This window comes from Microbacterium sp. H37-C3 (assembly GCF_027157935.1).
In the GTDB taxonomy this organism is placed as follows: Bacteria; Actinomycetota; Actinomycetes; order Actinomycetales; family Microbacteriaceae; genus Microbacterium; species Microbacterium plantarum.
The window spans coordinates 920762-936041 of the sequence record NZ_JAPVLR010000001.1 but is presented as its reverse complement, the minus strand read 5'-3'; the positions used below and the strand labels follow the sequence as shown (position 1 = coordinate 936041).

Sequence of the window (15280 nt, the reverse complement as noted above, 5' to 3'; positions counted from 1 at the left end):
ATGGCGACTCTCGCGTTCACCAAGGGGCACGGCACCGGCAACGACTTCGTGATCCTGGCCGACCCGGACGCCGACCTCGACCTGAGCGACGCGCAGATCGCGGCGCTCTGCGACCGCCATGTCGGCATCGGCGCCGACGGGCTGCTGCGCGTGGTCCGCTCGGCCGCGATCCCCGAGGGGGCGGATGCCGCGGCCGCCGGCGCTGAGTGGTTCATGGACTACCGCAACGCCGACGGCTCGAAGGCCGAGATGTGCGGCAACGGAACGCGGGTCTTCGCGCGCTACCTCGCCGACGCCGGCTTCGCCTCGATCGATGCCGGCCTCCGCATCGGCACGCGTGCCGGAGTGAAGACGATCACCCGGGCCGACAACGGCTTCGAGGTCGACCTCGGAACCTGGCGGGCCGAGGACGGCGACGTTCTCGTCCGCGCACGCGGGCTCGGCGTCGCGCGCCCCGGGCAGGGGGTCGACGTCGGCAACCCCCACGTCGTCGTGGCGCTCGCCGGGGAGGATGAGCTCGAAGGCCTCGACCTGACGGTGCAGCCCACCCTCGAGCCACGTCCGTCCGCCGGCGCGAACGTCGAGTTCGTCGTTCCGGCCGAGCCGCTCGTTCAGAACGGAGTCGGGGCCATCCGGATGCGCGTCTACGAGCGCGGCGTGGGAGAGACCCTGTCGTGCGGCACCGGGGTCGCAGCATCCGCTCTGGCCGTGCGCCACTGGGCCGGGGCTGCGGCACCCGACCGCTGGACCGTCGACGTGCCGGGCGGAACGCTGGGCGTGCGCATCGTGCGGCAGGCCGATGGCGAGCACGTGCTGCTCTCGGGCCCCGCGACGCTGGTCTTCTCGGGGCAGGTCACCCTCGCCGACTGATCCGAGCGCCGCGGCGTCTGGACGCTCGGCCCGTGATCAGGGCAGTTCGATCGCGCCCGTCGGGGGAGTGCCGTGCCGGCGCACCCGAAGCACGCGGAATCCGCGTCCGGTCGCGGCGCGCGAGACGCCATAGCCGTCGTCGAACGTCGCGGCGAGCCAGCGCTGGAGGGAATCCGAACCGAGGTTGCGCTGCACGACCAGCCACGCGTCGCTGCGTTCAGCCAGACGGGGTATCCAGCGCTGCAGCATCCCGTGGAGCTCGTTCTTGCCCACGCGGATCGGCGGATTGGAGCGAATGGTCCGGAATGCGACGTCGTCGGGAACATCGTCGGGCAGGACGGCGTTGACGTTATCGAGTCCCAGATCAGCGGCGTTGCGTCGCACCAGGTCGAGAGCCCGTTCGTTGACATCGACGGCCCACACCGTGGCGTGAGGCGACTCCAGAGCCAGCGACAGCGAGATCGGCCCCCAGCCGCAGCCGAGGTCGAGGAAATCCCCACCGGACGGTGCCGGCGGAGTATTGGCCAAAAGAACCCCTGTACCCGAATCCACGTGGTCAGGGCTGAACACCCCGCCCGCGGTCGTGACCTCGACGGCGTGACCCGCGAGGGTCACGCGGATACGGCGGAGGTTCTGTTCGCTGGACGGGGACGCGCTGAAGTAATGATCGCTCCCCATGCATCCGAGCGTATCGGAGCCGGACGTACCGGCGGGAGACTAGAATTCACGGATGCCCGGGCACGGGCATCCCGGGAAGAGAGTTATGACGCATATCACCACCCCCGACGGCGACGGCGACATCGCGGTGGACCCGGTCGATCGCGTGCTCGCGAGCGCGGAGACGCGCTCGTCGATCCGCGTCTTCGGCGGCGCGCAGGCGCTGCAGGATGAGTCGACGGTGTCGTACGGAGACACCGACGGCGACCAGTGGGATCGCGAGGAGCGCGCGGCGCTGCGCCGTGTCCCCGGCCTGTCCACAGAGCTCGAGGACGTCACCGAAGTCGAGTACCGACAGCTGCGACTCGAGAACGTCGTGCTCGTCGGCGTGTATCCCCAGGGGTCGCACGAGGACGCGGAGAACTCGCTGCGCGAGCTCGCGGCCCTGGCCGAGACCGCCGGTGCGGTCGTGCTCGACGGCGTTCTGCAGCGGCGGCCGCATCCGGACCCCGCCACCTACATCGGACGCGGCAAGGCCGCCGAGCTGCGCGACCTCGTCGCCGCCGTCGGTGCCGACACCGTGATCGCCGACACCGAGCTGGCGCCGAGCCAGCGGCGCGCCCTGGAGGATGTCGCGAAAGTCAAGGTTATCGACCGCACCACGGTCATCCTCGACATCTTCAGCCAGCACGCCAAGAGCCGTGAGGGCAAGGCCCAGGTCCAGCTCGCGCAGCTCGAGTACCTCCTGCCGCGTCTGCGCGGGTGGGGCGAGTCGATGAGCCGCCAGGCCGGTGGCCAGGTCGGCGCGGGCGGTGCGGGCATGGGCTCGCGCGGTCCCGGTGAGACGAAGATCGAGCTCGACCGGCGCCGCATCCGCACCCGCATGGCGCAGCTGCGCAAGCAGATCCGGGAGTTCGCGCCGTCGCGCGAGGCGAAGCGAGCCGAGCGTCGGCGCAACACGATCCCCTCGGTGGCGATCGCCGGTTACACCAACGCCGGCAAGTCGAGTCTGCTGAACCGGCTGACGAGCGCGGGTGTCCTGGTCGAGAACGCTCTGTTCGCGACGCTGGATGCCACGGTGCGTCGGGCCGAGGCCGCCGACGGGCGCGTGTTCACGCTCACCGACACCGTCGGCTTCGTCCGCAATCTCCCGCACCAGCTCGTCGAGGCGTTCCGGTCCACACTCGAGGAGGTCTCGGGCGCGGACGTCATCGTGCACGTCGTCGACGGCTCGCATCCCGATCCCGCGGCGCAGCTCGCGACCGTCCGCGACGTGATGGGCGACGTGGGCGCTCGCGCCACCCGTGAGCTCGTCGTCTTCAACAAGGCGGACCTCGTCGACGACGATGCGCGCCTGCTGCTGCGCGGGCTCGAGCCGACGGCCCACTTCGTGTCGTCCCGCACGGGCGAGGGCATCGACGAGCTGCGCGCCGCGATCGAGGATGCGCTGCCGCTGCCGGCTGTGGAGGTGCGCGCTCTCGTGCCGTATGACCGTGGCGACCTGATCTCGGCCGTGCACGAGAGTGGCCACATCGTCGCCACCTCGCACGAGGAGGACGGCACGGCCGTGCACGCGCACGTCTCCGAGCGTCTCGCGGCTGAGCTCGCGCCCTACGCCGTCTGATCACGCGGCCGGCGATACACCTGCAGGCTCGGCGGTGCTGGTGAGTCCTCCGCGGATGCGGAAGGCCTCACCAGCACCGCCGGCCTGACAGGCGTATCAGCGCCAGGCGATCGCCGGGCTCAGTCGAGCTCGATCGGCGCGACGCCGGGTGTGTCGAAACCGAACACCTGGCCGAGGAACGCCAGCTCGCTCTCCAGAGCGTTCACGATCGTCTCCGTCCGTCGGAACCCGTGCCCCTCGCCCGCGTACAGGACATAGGCGTGGGGCACGCCCTGCGCGACGAGTGCGTCGCGGATGGCCTCGGCCTGCGCCGGCGGCACGACGGCGTCCTCGTCGCCCTGGAGAAGCAGCAGCGGCACGCGGAACCCCTCGGCGTGGCTCAGCGGCGACCGCTCGATGTACACGTGCTCCGCTTCGGGAAGGGGACCGATCAGGCCGTCGAGGTAGCGCGCCTCGAAATCGTGGGTCTCGGCCGCGAGGGCGCGGGCATCGCCGACGCCGTAGCGCGAGACCCCCGCGCCGAACACGTCCGTGCCGACGAGCGCCGCCAACACGGTCCAGCCACCGGCCGACCCGCCCTCGATCGCGAGCCGTGACGCATCGGCGAGTCCGTCGGCGGCGAGGCCGCGTGCCGCCGCCGCGACGTCATCGACGTCGACGACGCCCCACTGGCCCTTCAGCCGTTCACGGTATGACCGGCCGTACCCGGTCGACCCGCCGTAGTTCACGTCGAGCACGCCGATGCCTCGGCTGGTGAAGTAGGCCGCCTTGGCGTCGGCGGTACCGCCCACGTGCGACGTCGGCCCGCCGTGCACCCAGACGAGGTACGGCGGCAGCTCGTCGGTCGGCGCCGTGACATCGGGGTTTGTCGGCGGATAGGCGAAAGCGTGCACCGGGCCGTGGGGACCCTCGGTGGTGATCTGACGGGCATGGGGGATCCATGCCTCGTCGATATCAGGGGTTCCGCCGCGCACCGCTGTCGGCTCGCCGCTGTCGAGATCGACCAGCCAGAGCCCGCTCGCCCCGGGCATGGCGCCGCTCACGAGGGCGCGGCTGCCGCGGACGTCCTCGATCTGCAGTCGAGCGGTGGCGGGGAAGGGGAGCGGGATCGCGCCGCCGTCGCGGTCGATGATCACGAGCTGGTCCGAGCCGTGCGTGCGGACGGCCACGACGCGGCCGTCGTCGAGCGGCGCGTACCACCGGGTGCCGAGGACCCACAGGCCACCACCCGTGTCGGCGTCGGCGGGGGAGACCGCGACGGGTGCCGCACCGGTCGCGGGGTCGACGCGATGGAGGTTCCAGCGCCCCGTCGGCTCGTCGAGCAGCAGCAGCTGGCCGTCCGATGTCCATTCCGGCTGCAGCGCGGCCGTGCTGCCGCCGGCTACCTCGCGGACACGATCCGGGGCGTCGAGCTCGATGACACGGATGCGGGTGCGGTCCCAGGGCATGTCGGGGTGATCCCACGCCACCCACGCGAGCTGTGATCCGTCGGGTGACAGTGCCGGCTGAGCCACGAAGTCGCTGCCCCCGGCGAGCTCCGTCACTCCCGCTTCGTCGCCCCTCGCGGCGTTCTCATCGCTGCTCGCGCCGTCGATCCGCACGATGTGTCGTTCCGGAGTGCGCCCCGGGCGCTCGCGCTCGCGCACCGCGAGGAGCGCGGCGTGCTGCCAGCGGAGACCGCCGTAGTGGGTGCCGCTCTCCTCGGGAGTGAGCGCCTCGGGCTCGCCGCCCGGGCGGAGGCGTCGAATGCGCTGGTCCGACTTGTCGACGAAGAACAGCTCGCCGTCGTCGGACGCCGTCCAGGCGCCGCCGCCATACTCGTGCACACGCGATCGCGCGTTCCCGGGCGCGGGGAGGACGACCTCTACAGAATCGTCGCGGCGGCGCATGACGGCGACGCGACCGGCCTCATCGGGAAGGGATTCGCCCCACCAGATCTCATCCCCGACGAAGCGCGCGCCGTCGAGGCGCAACGAGGACGCGCTGGCCCACGAGGCGGTCAGGGGGGAGGGCCAAGAACCGTACGGGAGTTGCTGCTGCGACATACCGCCACGCTACGCGAGCGGATCCGGGTCGTGCCGGGCGACGGGAGGGGATGCCGCCGAGTCGCGGCATCCCCTCCCGCAGTTCCGTCGGTGCGGCGAGGTCAGACCGTGCGGAGGACGGCGACGACCTTGCCGAGGATGGTGGCGTCATCGCCGAGGATCGGCTCGAACGCCGAGTTGCGGGGGAGGAGCCAGGTGTGGCCGTCGCGCTGACGGAGCGTCTTGACGGTGGCCTCGCCGTCGAGCATGGCCGCGACGATCTCGCCGTTGTCGGCGGTCGCCTGTGCCCGCACGACGACCCAGTCGCCGTCGCAGATGGCGGCGTCGATCATGGAGTCGCCGACGACCTTGAGCATGAACAGCTCGCCCTTGCCGACGAGCTGACGCGGCAGGGGGAAGATCTCCTCGACCTGCTGGTCGGCGGTGATCGGGACGCCCGCCGCGATGCGGCCCACGAGCGGCACGAGGGCGGCGTCGCCGAGGGCAGGCGCGGCGTCGGCGGGGTTCTCGCCGGCCGTGCCGGGGAGGTCGATGAGGACCTCCATTGCGCGGGTCTTGCCGGGGTCGCGGCGGAGGTATCCGCTCAGCTCGAGCTGGTTCAGCTGGTGGGTGACGCTCGACAGCGACTTGAGGCCGACGGCGTCGCCGATCTCGCGCATGCTCGGCGGGTAGCCGTTGCGGGCGATCGCGTGCTGGATCACCTCGAGGATCGCGAGCTGCTTATCGCTCAGATTCTTCCGTCGTCGCGTCTGCGGCTTCTCGCTCATACCGCCGGTCTCCTGTCGTCGCGCCCCGTCCCCGACCCGATGTCGGAGGTTCGTGGTGGGCTCTCGCTGTCGAAAAGGTAGCCCGATCCGACAGCGACATCACGGAACGCTCCGCGTGTCTCTTCGATCGGTCTCCGATTTCGGTGGGTGGTTGACACCACACAATATCGAAGATACGTTCGGAACCGAAGTTCGCACCCGCCTCTCCCGGCCGAGAGGCGGGAGCGAATCTTCCTACCGCTCCCGAGGAGATGTCATGACCACGATCGATGCCCGCTTCGCACCGGCCCCCCGCACCCGTCTGCGCCTGACGCGCCGCGGACGCCGCGTCATCGCAGCGATCGCCGCACTTCCCGCCGTCGTCGCCGTCACCGCTGCCGTGCTCTCCGGCGGGGGAGCACTCGCCTCCAACGAGGCGGGCGCGCCCGAGGGGTCGTTCACGACGGTGACCGTCATGTCGGGCGAATCGCTCTGGTCGATCGCTGAAGAGGTGGCGCCGGCCGCCGACCCCCGTGACGTCGTCGACGCCATCATCCGGCTGAACGCCCTCGGCTCTGGTCAGCTCGAGGCAGGCCAGACACTCGCCATCCCCGCCGAGTACGACGCCGCGAGCTGAAGCCCGCCGTCTTCGGCGCAGAAGCTGGGATGCGGCCACGCCGGACTCGGACGCGGCCTAGCATGGGTGGGATGAGCCCGAGTCTGGATGATCTGCCCCTCAGAGACGATCTGCGAGGCCTCACCCCGTACGGCGCCCCGCAGGCGCCGCTTCCGGTCGCGCTGAACGTCAACGAGAACACGCATCCCGTTCCCGAAGAGGTCGCCGACGACATCCTGGATGCCGTCGCCCGTGCCCTGCGCGACGTCAACCGCTATCCCGACCGCGAGTTCACGCACCTCCGCGAGTCCTTCGCCGAGTACCTCGGTCACGGCCTCACCCCCGATCGCATCTGGGCCGCGAACGGATCGAACGAGGTGCTGCAGCACCTGCTCCAGGCCTTCGGCGGCCCGGGGCGCACCGCCATGGGCTTCGGCCCCACGTACTCGATGTACCCGCTGCTGACGCGAGCCACCGGCGCGCAGTACGTCGCGGGCACGCGCGGCCCCGACTTCACGCTCGACCCGGCCTCCGCTGCGGCGCAAGTCTCCGAACTGCGCCCCGACGTCGTCTTCCTCTGCGCGCCCAACAACCCGACCGGCACGCCGCTCGGTCTCGACGTCATCGAGGCGGTGTACGACGCCACCGACGGCATCGTGATCGTCGACGAGGCCTATCAGGAGTTCGCGCCGCGCGAGAGCCCCTCCGCGCTGACGCTGCTCGGCGAGCGGGAGCGCCTGGTCGTCTCACGCACGATGAGCAAGGCGTTCGCCTTCGCCGGTGCGCGCGTCGGCTATCTCGCCGCCGACGCGACCCTCATCGACGCCCTGCGTCTCGTCCGCCTGCCGTACCACCTCAGCGCCCTCACGCAGGCGGCGGCGACAGCCGCGCTGTCGCACTCGTCGACGATGCTCCGGATGGTGGACGAGATCGTCGCGCAGCGCGATCGGATGTCGGCGACGCTCGATGCCCTCGGGTACCACGCCTACGAGAGCTGGACGAACTTCGTCCTGTTCGACGGGGTCGACGACCCGCGCGCCACCTGGCAGGCGCTCTACGATCGCGGCATCCTCGTCCGCGACGTCGGCATCCCGCACAGCCTGCGCGTCAGTGCCGGTACGGAAGACGAGACGACCGCGTTCCTCGAAGCACTGGCGTCGATAGACTCGGAGGCATGACCAGCCCCCGAACGGCCAGCATCCGTCGTGCCACGAGCGAGTCGAGTGTCGAACTCGAGCTCGACCTCGACGGGACCGGGATCAGCACGATCGAGACGACCGTGCCGTTCTTCGATCATCTGCTGACGGCGTTCGCGAAGCACTCGCTCACCGACCTGACTGTGCGCGCGACGGGCGACACGCACATCGACGCGCACCACACGGTCGAGGATGTCGCGATCGTGCTCGGGCAGGCGCTGCGCTCTGCGCTGGGCGACAAGTCGGGCATCTCGCGCTACGGCGATGCGCTCGTGCCCCTCGACGAGGCGCTCGCGCAGGCTGTCGTCGACATCTCCGGGCGTCCCTACCTCGTGCACACGGGAGAGCCCGAGGGATACGAGTACCACCTCATCGGCGGGCACTTCACGGGGTCGCTCGTGCGGCACACGTTCGAGGCGATCGCGTTCAACGCGGGCCTGACGATGCACGTCCGCGTGCTCGGCGGACGCGACCCGCACCACATCGCCGAGGCGGAGTACAAGGCCTTCGCCCGTGCCTTCCGGCAGGCCAAGGCGCTCGATCCGCTCGTGCACGGCATCCCCAGTACGAAGGGCGCTCTATGACCGAGGGTGACACGACCGGACGCGCGCCGCTCGTCGCCGTCCTCGATTACGGCTCGGGCAACATCCACTCGGCCGTCAAGGCCCTCTCCGCCGCGGGTGCGGACGCCCGACTGACCTCCGATCGTGGTCTCATCCGTGATGCGGACGGTCTTCTCGTTCCCGGCGTCGGTGCGTTCAGCGCGGTCATGGCCGCCCTGCGCGAGAGCCGCGGCGACGAGATCATCGAGCGGCGCCTGGCCGGGGGTCGCCCGGTGTTGGGCATCTGCGTCGGCATGCAGATCATGTTCGGCAACGGCGTCGAGCGCGGCGATGACACCGAGGGCCTCGGGCAATGGCCGGGCACCGTCACCGAACTGCAGGCGCCCGTGCTGCCCCACATGGGCTGGAACACCGTTCGTGCCGGGGCGGGGTCGACGCTGTTCGACGGGCTGCAGGACGAGCGCTTCTACTTCGTGCACTCGTACGGCGCCCAGGACTGGAGCCTCGAGGTCATGAAGCCCTTCGCCGAGCCCGTGCTGACCTGGTGCGACTACGGCGCGCCCTTCCTCGCGGCCGTCGAGAACGGACCGCTCTCGGCGACGCAGTTCCACCCCGAGAAGTCGGGGGCCGCCGGCATCCGTCTCCTCGCCAATTGGATCGGCGCCCTGCCGCGCCACTAGTCTCCCTCTGGTGCGCTCGCGTGGACGAGCGTGCATCCCGACCCACCCCTGGAATGTGATGAACGACTTCGCGTCCACCCCCGAACTGATCCTCCTGCCCGCCGTCGACGTCGCCGACGGGAAGGCCGTGCGCCTGACCCAGGGCGAGGCCGGCAGCGAGACGACCTACGGCGACCCCGTCGATGCGGCGCTCGCCTGGGCCAAGCAGGGTGCGCAGTGGATCCATCTCGTCGACCTCGACGCGGCCTTCGGCCGAGGCAACAACACCGCCGTGCTTCGCAAGGTCATCAAGCAGGTCAAGGGCGTGCAGATCGAGCTGTCGGGCGGCATCCGCGACGACGCGACGCTCGAGGCCGCTCTCGAGAGCGGTGCGACGCGCATCAACCTGGGCACTGCCGCGCTCGAGAACCCCGAGTGGGCCGCCGACGTCATCGGCCGCTACGGCGACGCGATCGCGGTCGGACTCGATGTCCGCGGCACGACGCTCGCCGCCCGGGGCTGGACCCGCGACGGCGGCGACCTGTGGGACGTCCTCGAGCGTCTCGAAGACGCCGGCTGCAGCCGATACGTCGTCACCGACGTGACGAAGGACGGCACGCTCCAGGGCCCGAACCTCGAGCTGCTACGCGAGATCACCTCGCGCACACCCAAGCCCGTGGTCGCATCCGGCGGTATCTCGAGCCTCGACGACATCGCCGCGCTGCGCGAGCTCGTGCCGCTGGGCGTCGAGGGTGCGATCGTCGGCAAGGCTCTCTACGCCGGCGCGTTCACGCTGGCCGAGGCGCTGGATGTCGCCGGAGACTGACGACGGCTGCGGCCACGCCGCCGACTCGGCGGGCGTTCCCTGGGAAGGGCGCAGCTTCGAGTCGAACCCTCACGCCGGTGACGACGGCTCCGCCGATCCCGCGCTGCTCGCGGCGCTCGAAGCCTTCCGCGCGGGGACCGGTGACGCCGTGGCGGTCGTCGAGGCGTATCGCGCGGCGCGGCTGCTGATCCCGCTCGTGCCCGAGAAGGGCGACGAAGGGGTCGGGCCGACGGGGCTGCGTGTCGACAAGACCCAGGAGCTGTCGATCGTCACGGTCGCGGCTCCTGACGGTCGGCGCGTTCTGCCGGTCTTCACGTCGGTGGCCGCACTCGCGCGGTGGGATGCCGTCGCCCGTCCGGTTCCGGCCGACGGGGTACGCACGGCGATGGCGGCGGCGTCCGACGACACCGACCTGATCGTGATCGACCCGGGCTCCGAGACCGAGTTCGTGCTGCGACGCCCCGCCGTCTGGGCGATCGGACAGGGACTGCCCTGGGAACCGGCGCCCACCTCGCCCGAGGTCTTCACCGCTCTCCAGGCCAGCATCGGCGGAGAGCTCGCGGTGCTCGACCTGTCGGTCGCGGCGGGTGATCCCGACGCCCGGATGCGCGGCCCCGAGCTGATCGTCCGGCTTCATCTCATCGATGGGCTGGATGCCGCTGAGCTCGACGCGGTGCTGTCGCGGCTGGCGTCGCGGTGGGCCGCCGACGACCGCATCGCGGTGCTCGTCGACTCGCTGACGGTCAAGCTGGTGCGCGCTTCCTGACCTCGTCAGTTGACGGGACCGGTGAACTTCTCGCCGGGGCCCTTGCCGATCGGGTCGGGGATCGTCGACGCCTCGCGGAAGGCGAGCTGCAGCGAGCGCAGGCCGTCGCGCAGCGATCGCGCGTGCATGTCGCTGATCTCGGGAGCGCCGGCGGTGATGAGCCCGGCGAGGGCGTTGATGAGCTTGCGGGCCTCGTCGAGGTCGAGCTGGGTGGCCGGGTCGTCGGCGAGCCCGACCTTGACGGCGGCGGCGCTCATGAGGTGCACGGCGGCGGTGGTGATGACCTCGACCGCCGGCACGTCGGCGATGTCGCGGGTCGCGGCCGAGGCCGCGCGCTCCTGCTCCTCCCACCGCTGGCGACGAGCCTCGTCGTCGGTGAAAGTGCTGTTGTCGGCGGGGTTCGTGTCCACGTGTCGCTCTCTGCTAGACTGTGCGGGCACCGGAGTGTTCTACTCCGGATCGAAAGAGGATCACATCCCACCCGCGCTTGCCGTTCCAGGCTACCGGGTCATGCACTCCGCTCCGTCCGTCTCACCGCGGCCGGGGTAGCCAGGGTGCGGAACACGAATGCCGACGCACGCGCGTCGTGCGGGGTGGATGCGATGCTCTTCCGCCCGGGTCGCGTCCTCGCGTCCCGGTGGCCACCACCGCACGAACAGGAGTTCCGCACATCAGCGATCCCCGCACCAACGACCGCATCCGCGTCCCCGAGGTTCGCCTCGTCGGCCCCGCTGGAGAGCAGGTCGGCGTCGTCCGTATCGAGGTCGCCCTGCGTCTGGCGCAGGAGGCCGAACTCGACCTCGTCGAGGTCGCCCCGAACTCGAAGCCGCCCGTGGTCAAGATCATGGACTACGGCAAGTTCAAGTACGAAGCGGCTCAGAAGGCCAAGGAAACGCGCCGCAACCAGGCCAACACGGTCCTCAAGGAGGTCCGTTTCCGCCTGAAGATCGAGGCGCACGACTACATCACCAAGCTCAAGCGCGCCGAGGGCTTCCTCCAGGCGGGCGACAAGGTGAAGGCGATGATCCTGTTCCGCGGTCGCGAGCAGTCGCGTCCCGAGCAGGGTGTGCGCCTGCTCCGCAAGTTCGCCGAGGATGTCGCCGAGCTCGGCACCGTCGAGTCGAACCCGACGATCGACGGCCGCAACATGGTGATGGTCATCGCGCCGCACAAGAACAAGTCCGAGGTGAAGACCGAGCAGAACGCCCAGCGTGCCGCCAACAAGGAGGCAGCACGCCAGGCCCGCTCCGGCGACGCACCCGCGACCGAAGACGCCGCTCCCGCCTCGGCGGAGTAGCCCCCAGACTCCCGCCTCGCGGGAAACACAACGAAGGAAGAGACATGCCGAAGCAGAAGACCCACTCGGGTGCCAAGAAGCGCTTCAAGGTCACCGGCAGCGGAAAGATCAAGAAGCAGCAGGCGAACCTCCGCCACAACTTCGAAGGCAAGCCCACCAAGCGCACGCGCCGCCTGTCGGCCGACAAGATCCTGGCTCCCGGCGACGCGAAGGTCGCCAAGAAGCTCCTCGGCATCTGAGCGCTGCTGCGCACGAATAGGAAACAAACGAAATGGCTAGAGTCAAGCGGGCAGTAAACGCCCACAAGAAGCGTCGCGTCATCCTCGAGCGCGCCTCCGGTTACCGCGGACAGCGTTCGCGCCTGTACCGCAAGGCGAAGGAGCAGGTCACCCACTCGCTCGTCTACGCGTACCGCGACCGTCGCAAGCGCAAGGGCGACTTCCGCCGTCTGTGGATCCAGCGCATCAACGCCGCTGCCCGTCAGAACGGCATCACGTACAACCGCTTCATCCAGGGCCTCGGCCTCGCGGGTGTGCAGGTCGACCGTCGTATGCTCGCCGAGCTCGCCGTGAACGAGCCCGCCGTCTTCGCGTCGCTCGTGGCGACGGCCAAGGGCGCGCTGCCCGCCGACGTCAACGCTCCCAAGGCCTGATCGGGTCTTCGCGTTCCACGCACCGCACGAAGGGGCGTCCTCCGAGAGGAGGGCGCCCCTTCGCCGTATGCTGAAAACGTGCTCGAGAACCCCCGTTCGCCCCGCGTTCGCGCCGTCGCCAAGCTGACCAAGCGCAGCGCGCGTCAGGAGACCGGTCTGTTCCTGCTCGAGGGTCCGCAGGCCGCGCGGGAGGCGCTCGCGTACCGTCCCGACACCCTGGTCGAGGTCTTCGCGACACCCGGCGCGATCGAGCGGCATCCCGAACTGGCTGCGAACGCCGAGAAGGCCGGCGTCGCCGTCGTCTCGGCGAGCGAGGCCGTGCTCGAGGCGATGGCCGACACCGTCACGCCCCAGGGCATCGTCGCCGTCGCGCGTCAGTCGCCGTCGTCGCTGCGTGACATCTTCGCCGCCGGTCCCCGCCTCGTCGCGATCTGCGAAGAGGTGCGCGACCCCGGCAACCTCGGCACCATCATCCGAGCCGCGGATGCCGCCGGTGCGGATGCCGTCGTCTTGACGGGTCGCACCGTCGATCCCTACAACCCCAAGGTGGTGCGCTCGACCACCGGGTCGCTGTTCCACCTGCCGATCGTGCTCGGCGTCGAGCTCGACGCCGCCGTGGCGCGCGCGCACGAGGCGGGGCTGCGAGTCGTCGCCGCGGACGTCAAGGGCGAGGAGTTCCTCGACCACCGTGCGACGCTCGCGGAGCCCACGGCGTGGCTGTTCGGCAACGAGGCACGCGGCCTGGCCGACGAGGCCCTGGCCCAGGCCGACCTCGCGCTGCGGCTGCCGATCTACGGTGCCGCCGAGTCGCTCAACCTGGCCACCGCCGCGAGCGTCTGCCTGTACGAGACCGCGTTCGCCCAGCGCGCCGGCTGAGCCCGTCGACGGCGCCAGCGGGATGCGCCGTGTATTCCGATTCTGTTACAGATCGGTGACTCGGCGCGTTCCTCGGGGTCCCGGGCGGGGGAGTGCTCTTAATGTGATCTCTTATGACGACTCCCGAAAACCCGGCGCCCCCGACGTCGAACATCTCGGTGCGCCGCGGCGACCCGCTCGTGGTGATCGAGGGCGTGCAGAAGCATTACGGCTCGTTCCAGGCTCTGAAGGACATCGACCTGACCGTCAACCGCGGCGAGGTCGTTGTCGTCATCGGTCCCTCGGGCTCGGGTAAGTCGACCCTCTGCCGCACGATCAACCGCCTCGAGACCATCAGCGAGGGCACGATCACGATCGACGGCGAGAAGCTGCCGTCCGAGGGCAAGGCTCTCGCGGCGCTCCGCGCCGACGTCGGGATGGTCTTCCAGTCGTTCAACCTCTTCGCCCACCTCACGATCCTCGAGAACGTCACGCTCGGCCCGATCAAGGTCAAGGGAATGAAGAAGGCCGAGGCCGACAAGCTCGCCCGTGAACTCCTCGACCGCGTCGGCGTGGGGCACCAGGCCGACAAGCTGCCGGCGCAGCTGTCGGGTGGTCAGCAGCAGCGCGTCGCGATCGCGCGTGCGCTCGCGATGAAGCCGAAGGTCATGCTCTTCGACGAGCCCACGAGCGCCCTCGACCCCGAGATGATCAACGAGGTCCTCGACGTCATGGTCGGTCTCGCGCACGACGGCATGACGATGATCGTCGTCACGCACGAGATGGGCTTCGCCCGCAAGGCCGCCGACCGCGTCGTCTTCATGGCCGATGGCCAGATCGTCGAAGAGGCCGTTCCCGAGCAGTTCTTCACGTCGCCGAAGAGCGACCGTGCCAAGGACTTCCTCTCCAAACTCATCACCCACTGAGACCACCGACCTCCGCGCTCTGCACCGGGCGCGGAAGCCCCAACCAGGAGGACCACATGCGCAAGACACGAATCACCGGCGCCTTCGCCGGTGTCGCCATCGCTGCGATCGCTCTGACCGGCTGCAACAGCGGCTCGCCCACCTCGCCCGGCGGCGCCGCCAGCGGTGACGGCGGCGACAGCAACGAGGCCCTGTGGGAGGTCGCCTCCGACGTCTCGCTCGAGGGCAGCCCGACGTTCGACGCGATCCAGTCGCGTGACAAGGTGATCGTCGGTGTCAAGGAGGACCAGCCCGGCCTCGGCTTCCTCGACGCGACGACCAACGAGCGCAGCGGCTTCGACGTCGACATCGCACGGTGGATCGCGGCATCCCTCGGCTACGACGAGGACAAGATCGAGTTCAAGGCGATCGCGTCGGCCAACCGTGAGCAGGCCATCGTCAACGGCGACGTCGACTACTACGTCGGCACCTACTCGATCACCGACGCGCGCAAGCAGCAGATCGACTTCGCCGGGCCGTACTTCATCACGGGCCAGGGCCTGCTCGTCGCCGCCGACAGCGACATCGCGAGCGAGGACGACCTGAACGAGAACACGCGCGTGTGCTCGGCGACCGGTTCGACGCCCATCCAGAACATCAAGACGAACTACCCCGAGGTTCCCACCGAGGAGTTCGACCTCTACTCGGCATGCGTCGACGCCCTCATCAACGGCACCGTCGACGCCGTCACGACCGACCAGGCGATCCTGATCGGCTACGCGGCGCAGTACCCCGACGACATCAAGGTCGTCGGCGAGCCCTTCAGCGAGGAGAAGTACGGCGTCGGCCTGCGCAAGGGCGACGACGCGTTCCGCGCGCACATCAACGAGCTGCTCACCGACGGCGGCGACGTGTGGCAGGGCATCTTCGACAAGAACCTGGGCCAGTCCGGGATCACGGTCGAGCAGCCCGCGGTCGACGCGTACTGAGTCGCACTGACACC

At 70.0% G+C, this 15280-nt stretch carries 18 protein-coding genes; 14 read left to right on the top strand and 4 right to left on the bottom strand.

Features of this window, described 5'->3' with window-relative positions:
* Complete coding sequence (gene dapF / locus O1W71_RS04660) at positions 1 to 870, top strand: diaminopimelate epimerase (protein ID WP_269266676.1); 870 nt, start codon at positions 1 to 3, stop codon at positions 868 to 870.
* Between the two features lie 36 nt (positions 871 to 906).
* Here the strand turns inward: dapF and O1W71_RS04655 are convergent, their stop codons facing one another.
* Complete coding sequence (locus O1W71_RS04655) at positions 907 to 1548, bottom strand: class I SAM-dependent methyltransferase (RefSeq protein WP_269266675.1); 642 nt, start codon at positions 1546 to 1548, stop codon at positions 907 to 909.
* A 274-nt stretch (positions 1549 to 1822) separates the two neighbouring features.
* Between O1W71_RS04655 and hflX the strand changes: the two genes are divergently transcribed.
* Positions 1823 to 3151: a GTPase HflX gene (hflX, locus tag O1W71_RS04650; RefSeq protein WP_442923827.1), complete on the top strand. Its 1329-nt coding sequence runs from the start codon at positions 1823 to 1825 to the stop codon at positions 3149 to 3151.
* Between the two features lie 119 nt (positions 3152 to 3270).
* On the opposite strand, the gene O1W71_RS04645 is transcribed toward hflX, so the two are convergent.
* Together O1W71_RS04645 and lexA are read right to left on the bottom strand one after the other, a co-directional pair.
* Positions 3271 to 5196 carry a prolyl oligopeptidase family serine peptidase gene (locus O1W71_RS04645; protein ID WP_269266673.1) on the bottom strand — a complete coding sequence of 642 codons (1926 nt, stop codon included), beginning with the start codon at positions 5194 to 5196 and terminating at the stop codon, positions 3271 to 3273.
* A gap of 101 nt (positions 5197 to 5297) precedes the next feature.
* Positions 5298 to 5963 carry a transcriptional repressor LexA gene (gene lexA / locus O1W71_RS04640; protein WP_112613785.1) on the bottom strand — a complete coding sequence of 222 codons (666 nt, stop codon included), beginning with the start codon at positions 5961 to 5963 and terminating at the stop codon, positions 5298 to 5300.
* A gap of 256 nt (positions 5964 to 6219) precedes the next feature.
* On the opposite strand from lexA, the gene O1W71_RS04635 reads away from it, so the two are divergent.
* From O1W71_RS04635 to O1W71_RS04610, 6 genes are all read left to right on the top strand, one after another.
* Positions 6220 to 6579, top strand: a complete 360-nt coding sequence (locus O1W71_RS04635; protein WP_112613787.1) for a LysM peptidoglycan-binding domain-containing protein — start codon at positions 6220 to 6222, stop codon at positions 6577 to 6579.
* A 71-nt stretch (positions 6580 to 6650) separates the two neighbouring features.
* Positions 6651 to 7736, top strand: a complete 1086-nt coding sequence (locus tag O1W71_RS04630; RefSeq protein WP_112613789.1) for a histidinol-phosphate transaminase — start codon at positions 6651 to 6653, stop codon at positions 7734 to 7736.
* Positions 7733 to 8338, top strand: coding sequence for an imidazoleglycerol-phosphate dehydratase HisB (gene hisB / locus O1W71_RS04625; protein WP_114587968.1), 606 nt, complete (start codon positions 7733 to 7735; stop codon positions 8336 to 8338). Before O1W71_RS04630 ends, hisB begins: the two co-directional genes overlap by 4 nt.
* On the top strand, positions 8335 to 8997 hold the full coding sequence (gene hisH / locus O1W71_RS04620) for an imidazole glycerol phosphate synthase subunit HisH (protein ID WP_269266671.1): 663 nt from the start codon (positions 8335 to 8337) through the stop codon (positions 8995 to 8997). Before hisB ends, hisH begins: the two co-directional genes overlap by 4 nt.
* Positions 8998 to 9055: 58 nt before the next feature.
* The gene (priA, locus tag O1W71_RS04615) at positions 9056 to 9802 is read left to right on the top strand and encodes a bifunctional 1-(5-phosphoribosyl)-5-((5-phosphoribosylamino)methylideneamino)imidazole-4-carboxamide isomerase/phosphoribosylanthranilate isomerase PriA (protein WP_112613795.1); all 747 of its coding nucleotides are present in this window, start codon (positions 9056 to 9058) and stop codon (positions 9800 to 9802) included.
* Positions 9786 to 10568, top strand: a complete 783-nt coding sequence (locus O1W71_RS04610) for an SseB family protein (protein WP_269266670.1) — start codon at positions 9786 to 9788, stop codon at positions 10566 to 10568. The genes priA and O1W71_RS04610 overlap by 17 nt, the downstream gene beginning before the upstream one ends.
* A 5-nt stretch (positions 10569 to 10573) precedes the next feature.
* Here O1W71_RS04610 and O1W71_RS04605 read toward each other — a convergent pair whose 3' ends face one another.
* Complete coding sequence (locus tag O1W71_RS04605; protein ID WP_023951737.1) at positions 10574 to 10978, bottom strand: DUF1844 domain-containing protein; 405 nt, start codon at positions 10976 to 10978, stop codon at positions 10574 to 10576.
* A 227-nt stretch (positions 10979 to 11205) separates the two neighbouring features.
* On the opposite strand from O1W71_RS04605, the gene infC reads away from it, so the two are divergent.
* The 6 genes from infC (at position 11206) to O1W71_RS04575 (ending at position 15266) form a co-directional block, all read left to right on the top strand.
* Positions 11206 to 11865 carry a translation initiation factor IF-3 gene (gene infC / locus O1W71_RS04600; protein ID WP_240309666.1) on the top strand — a complete coding sequence of 220 codons (660 nt, stop codon included), beginning with the start codon at positions 11206 to 11208 and terminating at the stop codon, positions 11863 to 11865.
* Positions 11866 to 11909: 44 nt separating this feature from the next.
* The gene (gene rpmI, locus O1W71_RS04595) at positions 11910 to 12104 is read left to right on the top strand and encodes a 50S ribosomal protein L35 (RefSeq protein WP_005048908.1); all 195 of its coding nucleotides are present in this window, start codon (positions 11910 to 11912) and stop codon (positions 12102 to 12104) included.
* A 32-nt stretch (positions 12105 to 12136) separates the two neighbouring features.
* Positions 12137 to 12517, top strand: a complete 381-nt coding sequence (gene rplT, locus O1W71_RS04590) for a 50S ribosomal protein L20 (protein WP_023951735.1) — start codon at positions 12137 to 12139, stop codon at positions 12515 to 12517.
* A gap of 78 nt (positions 12518 to 12595) precedes the next feature.
* On the top strand, positions 12596 to 13393 hold the full coding sequence (locus O1W71_RS04585) for a TrmH family RNA methyltransferase (protein WP_114587965.1): 798 nt from the start codon (positions 12596 to 12598) through the stop codon (positions 13391 to 13393).
* A gap of 113 nt (positions 13394 to 13506) precedes the next feature.
* Positions 13507 to 14298 (top strand): amino acid ABC transporter ATP-binding protein, encoded by a 792-nt coding sequence (locus tag O1W71_RS04580; RefSeq protein ID WP_269266669.1) that lies wholly within the window; start codon positions 13507 to 13509, stop codon positions 14296 to 14298.
* A 56-nt stretch (positions 14299 to 14354) separates the two neighbouring features.
* Complete coding sequence (locus O1W71_RS04575) at positions 14355 to 15266, top strand: glutamate ABC transporter substrate-binding protein (protein WP_269266668.1); 912 nt, start codon at positions 14355 to 14357, stop codon at positions 15264 to 15266.
* The last annotated feature ends 14 nt before the right edge of the window (positions 15267 to 15280 follow it).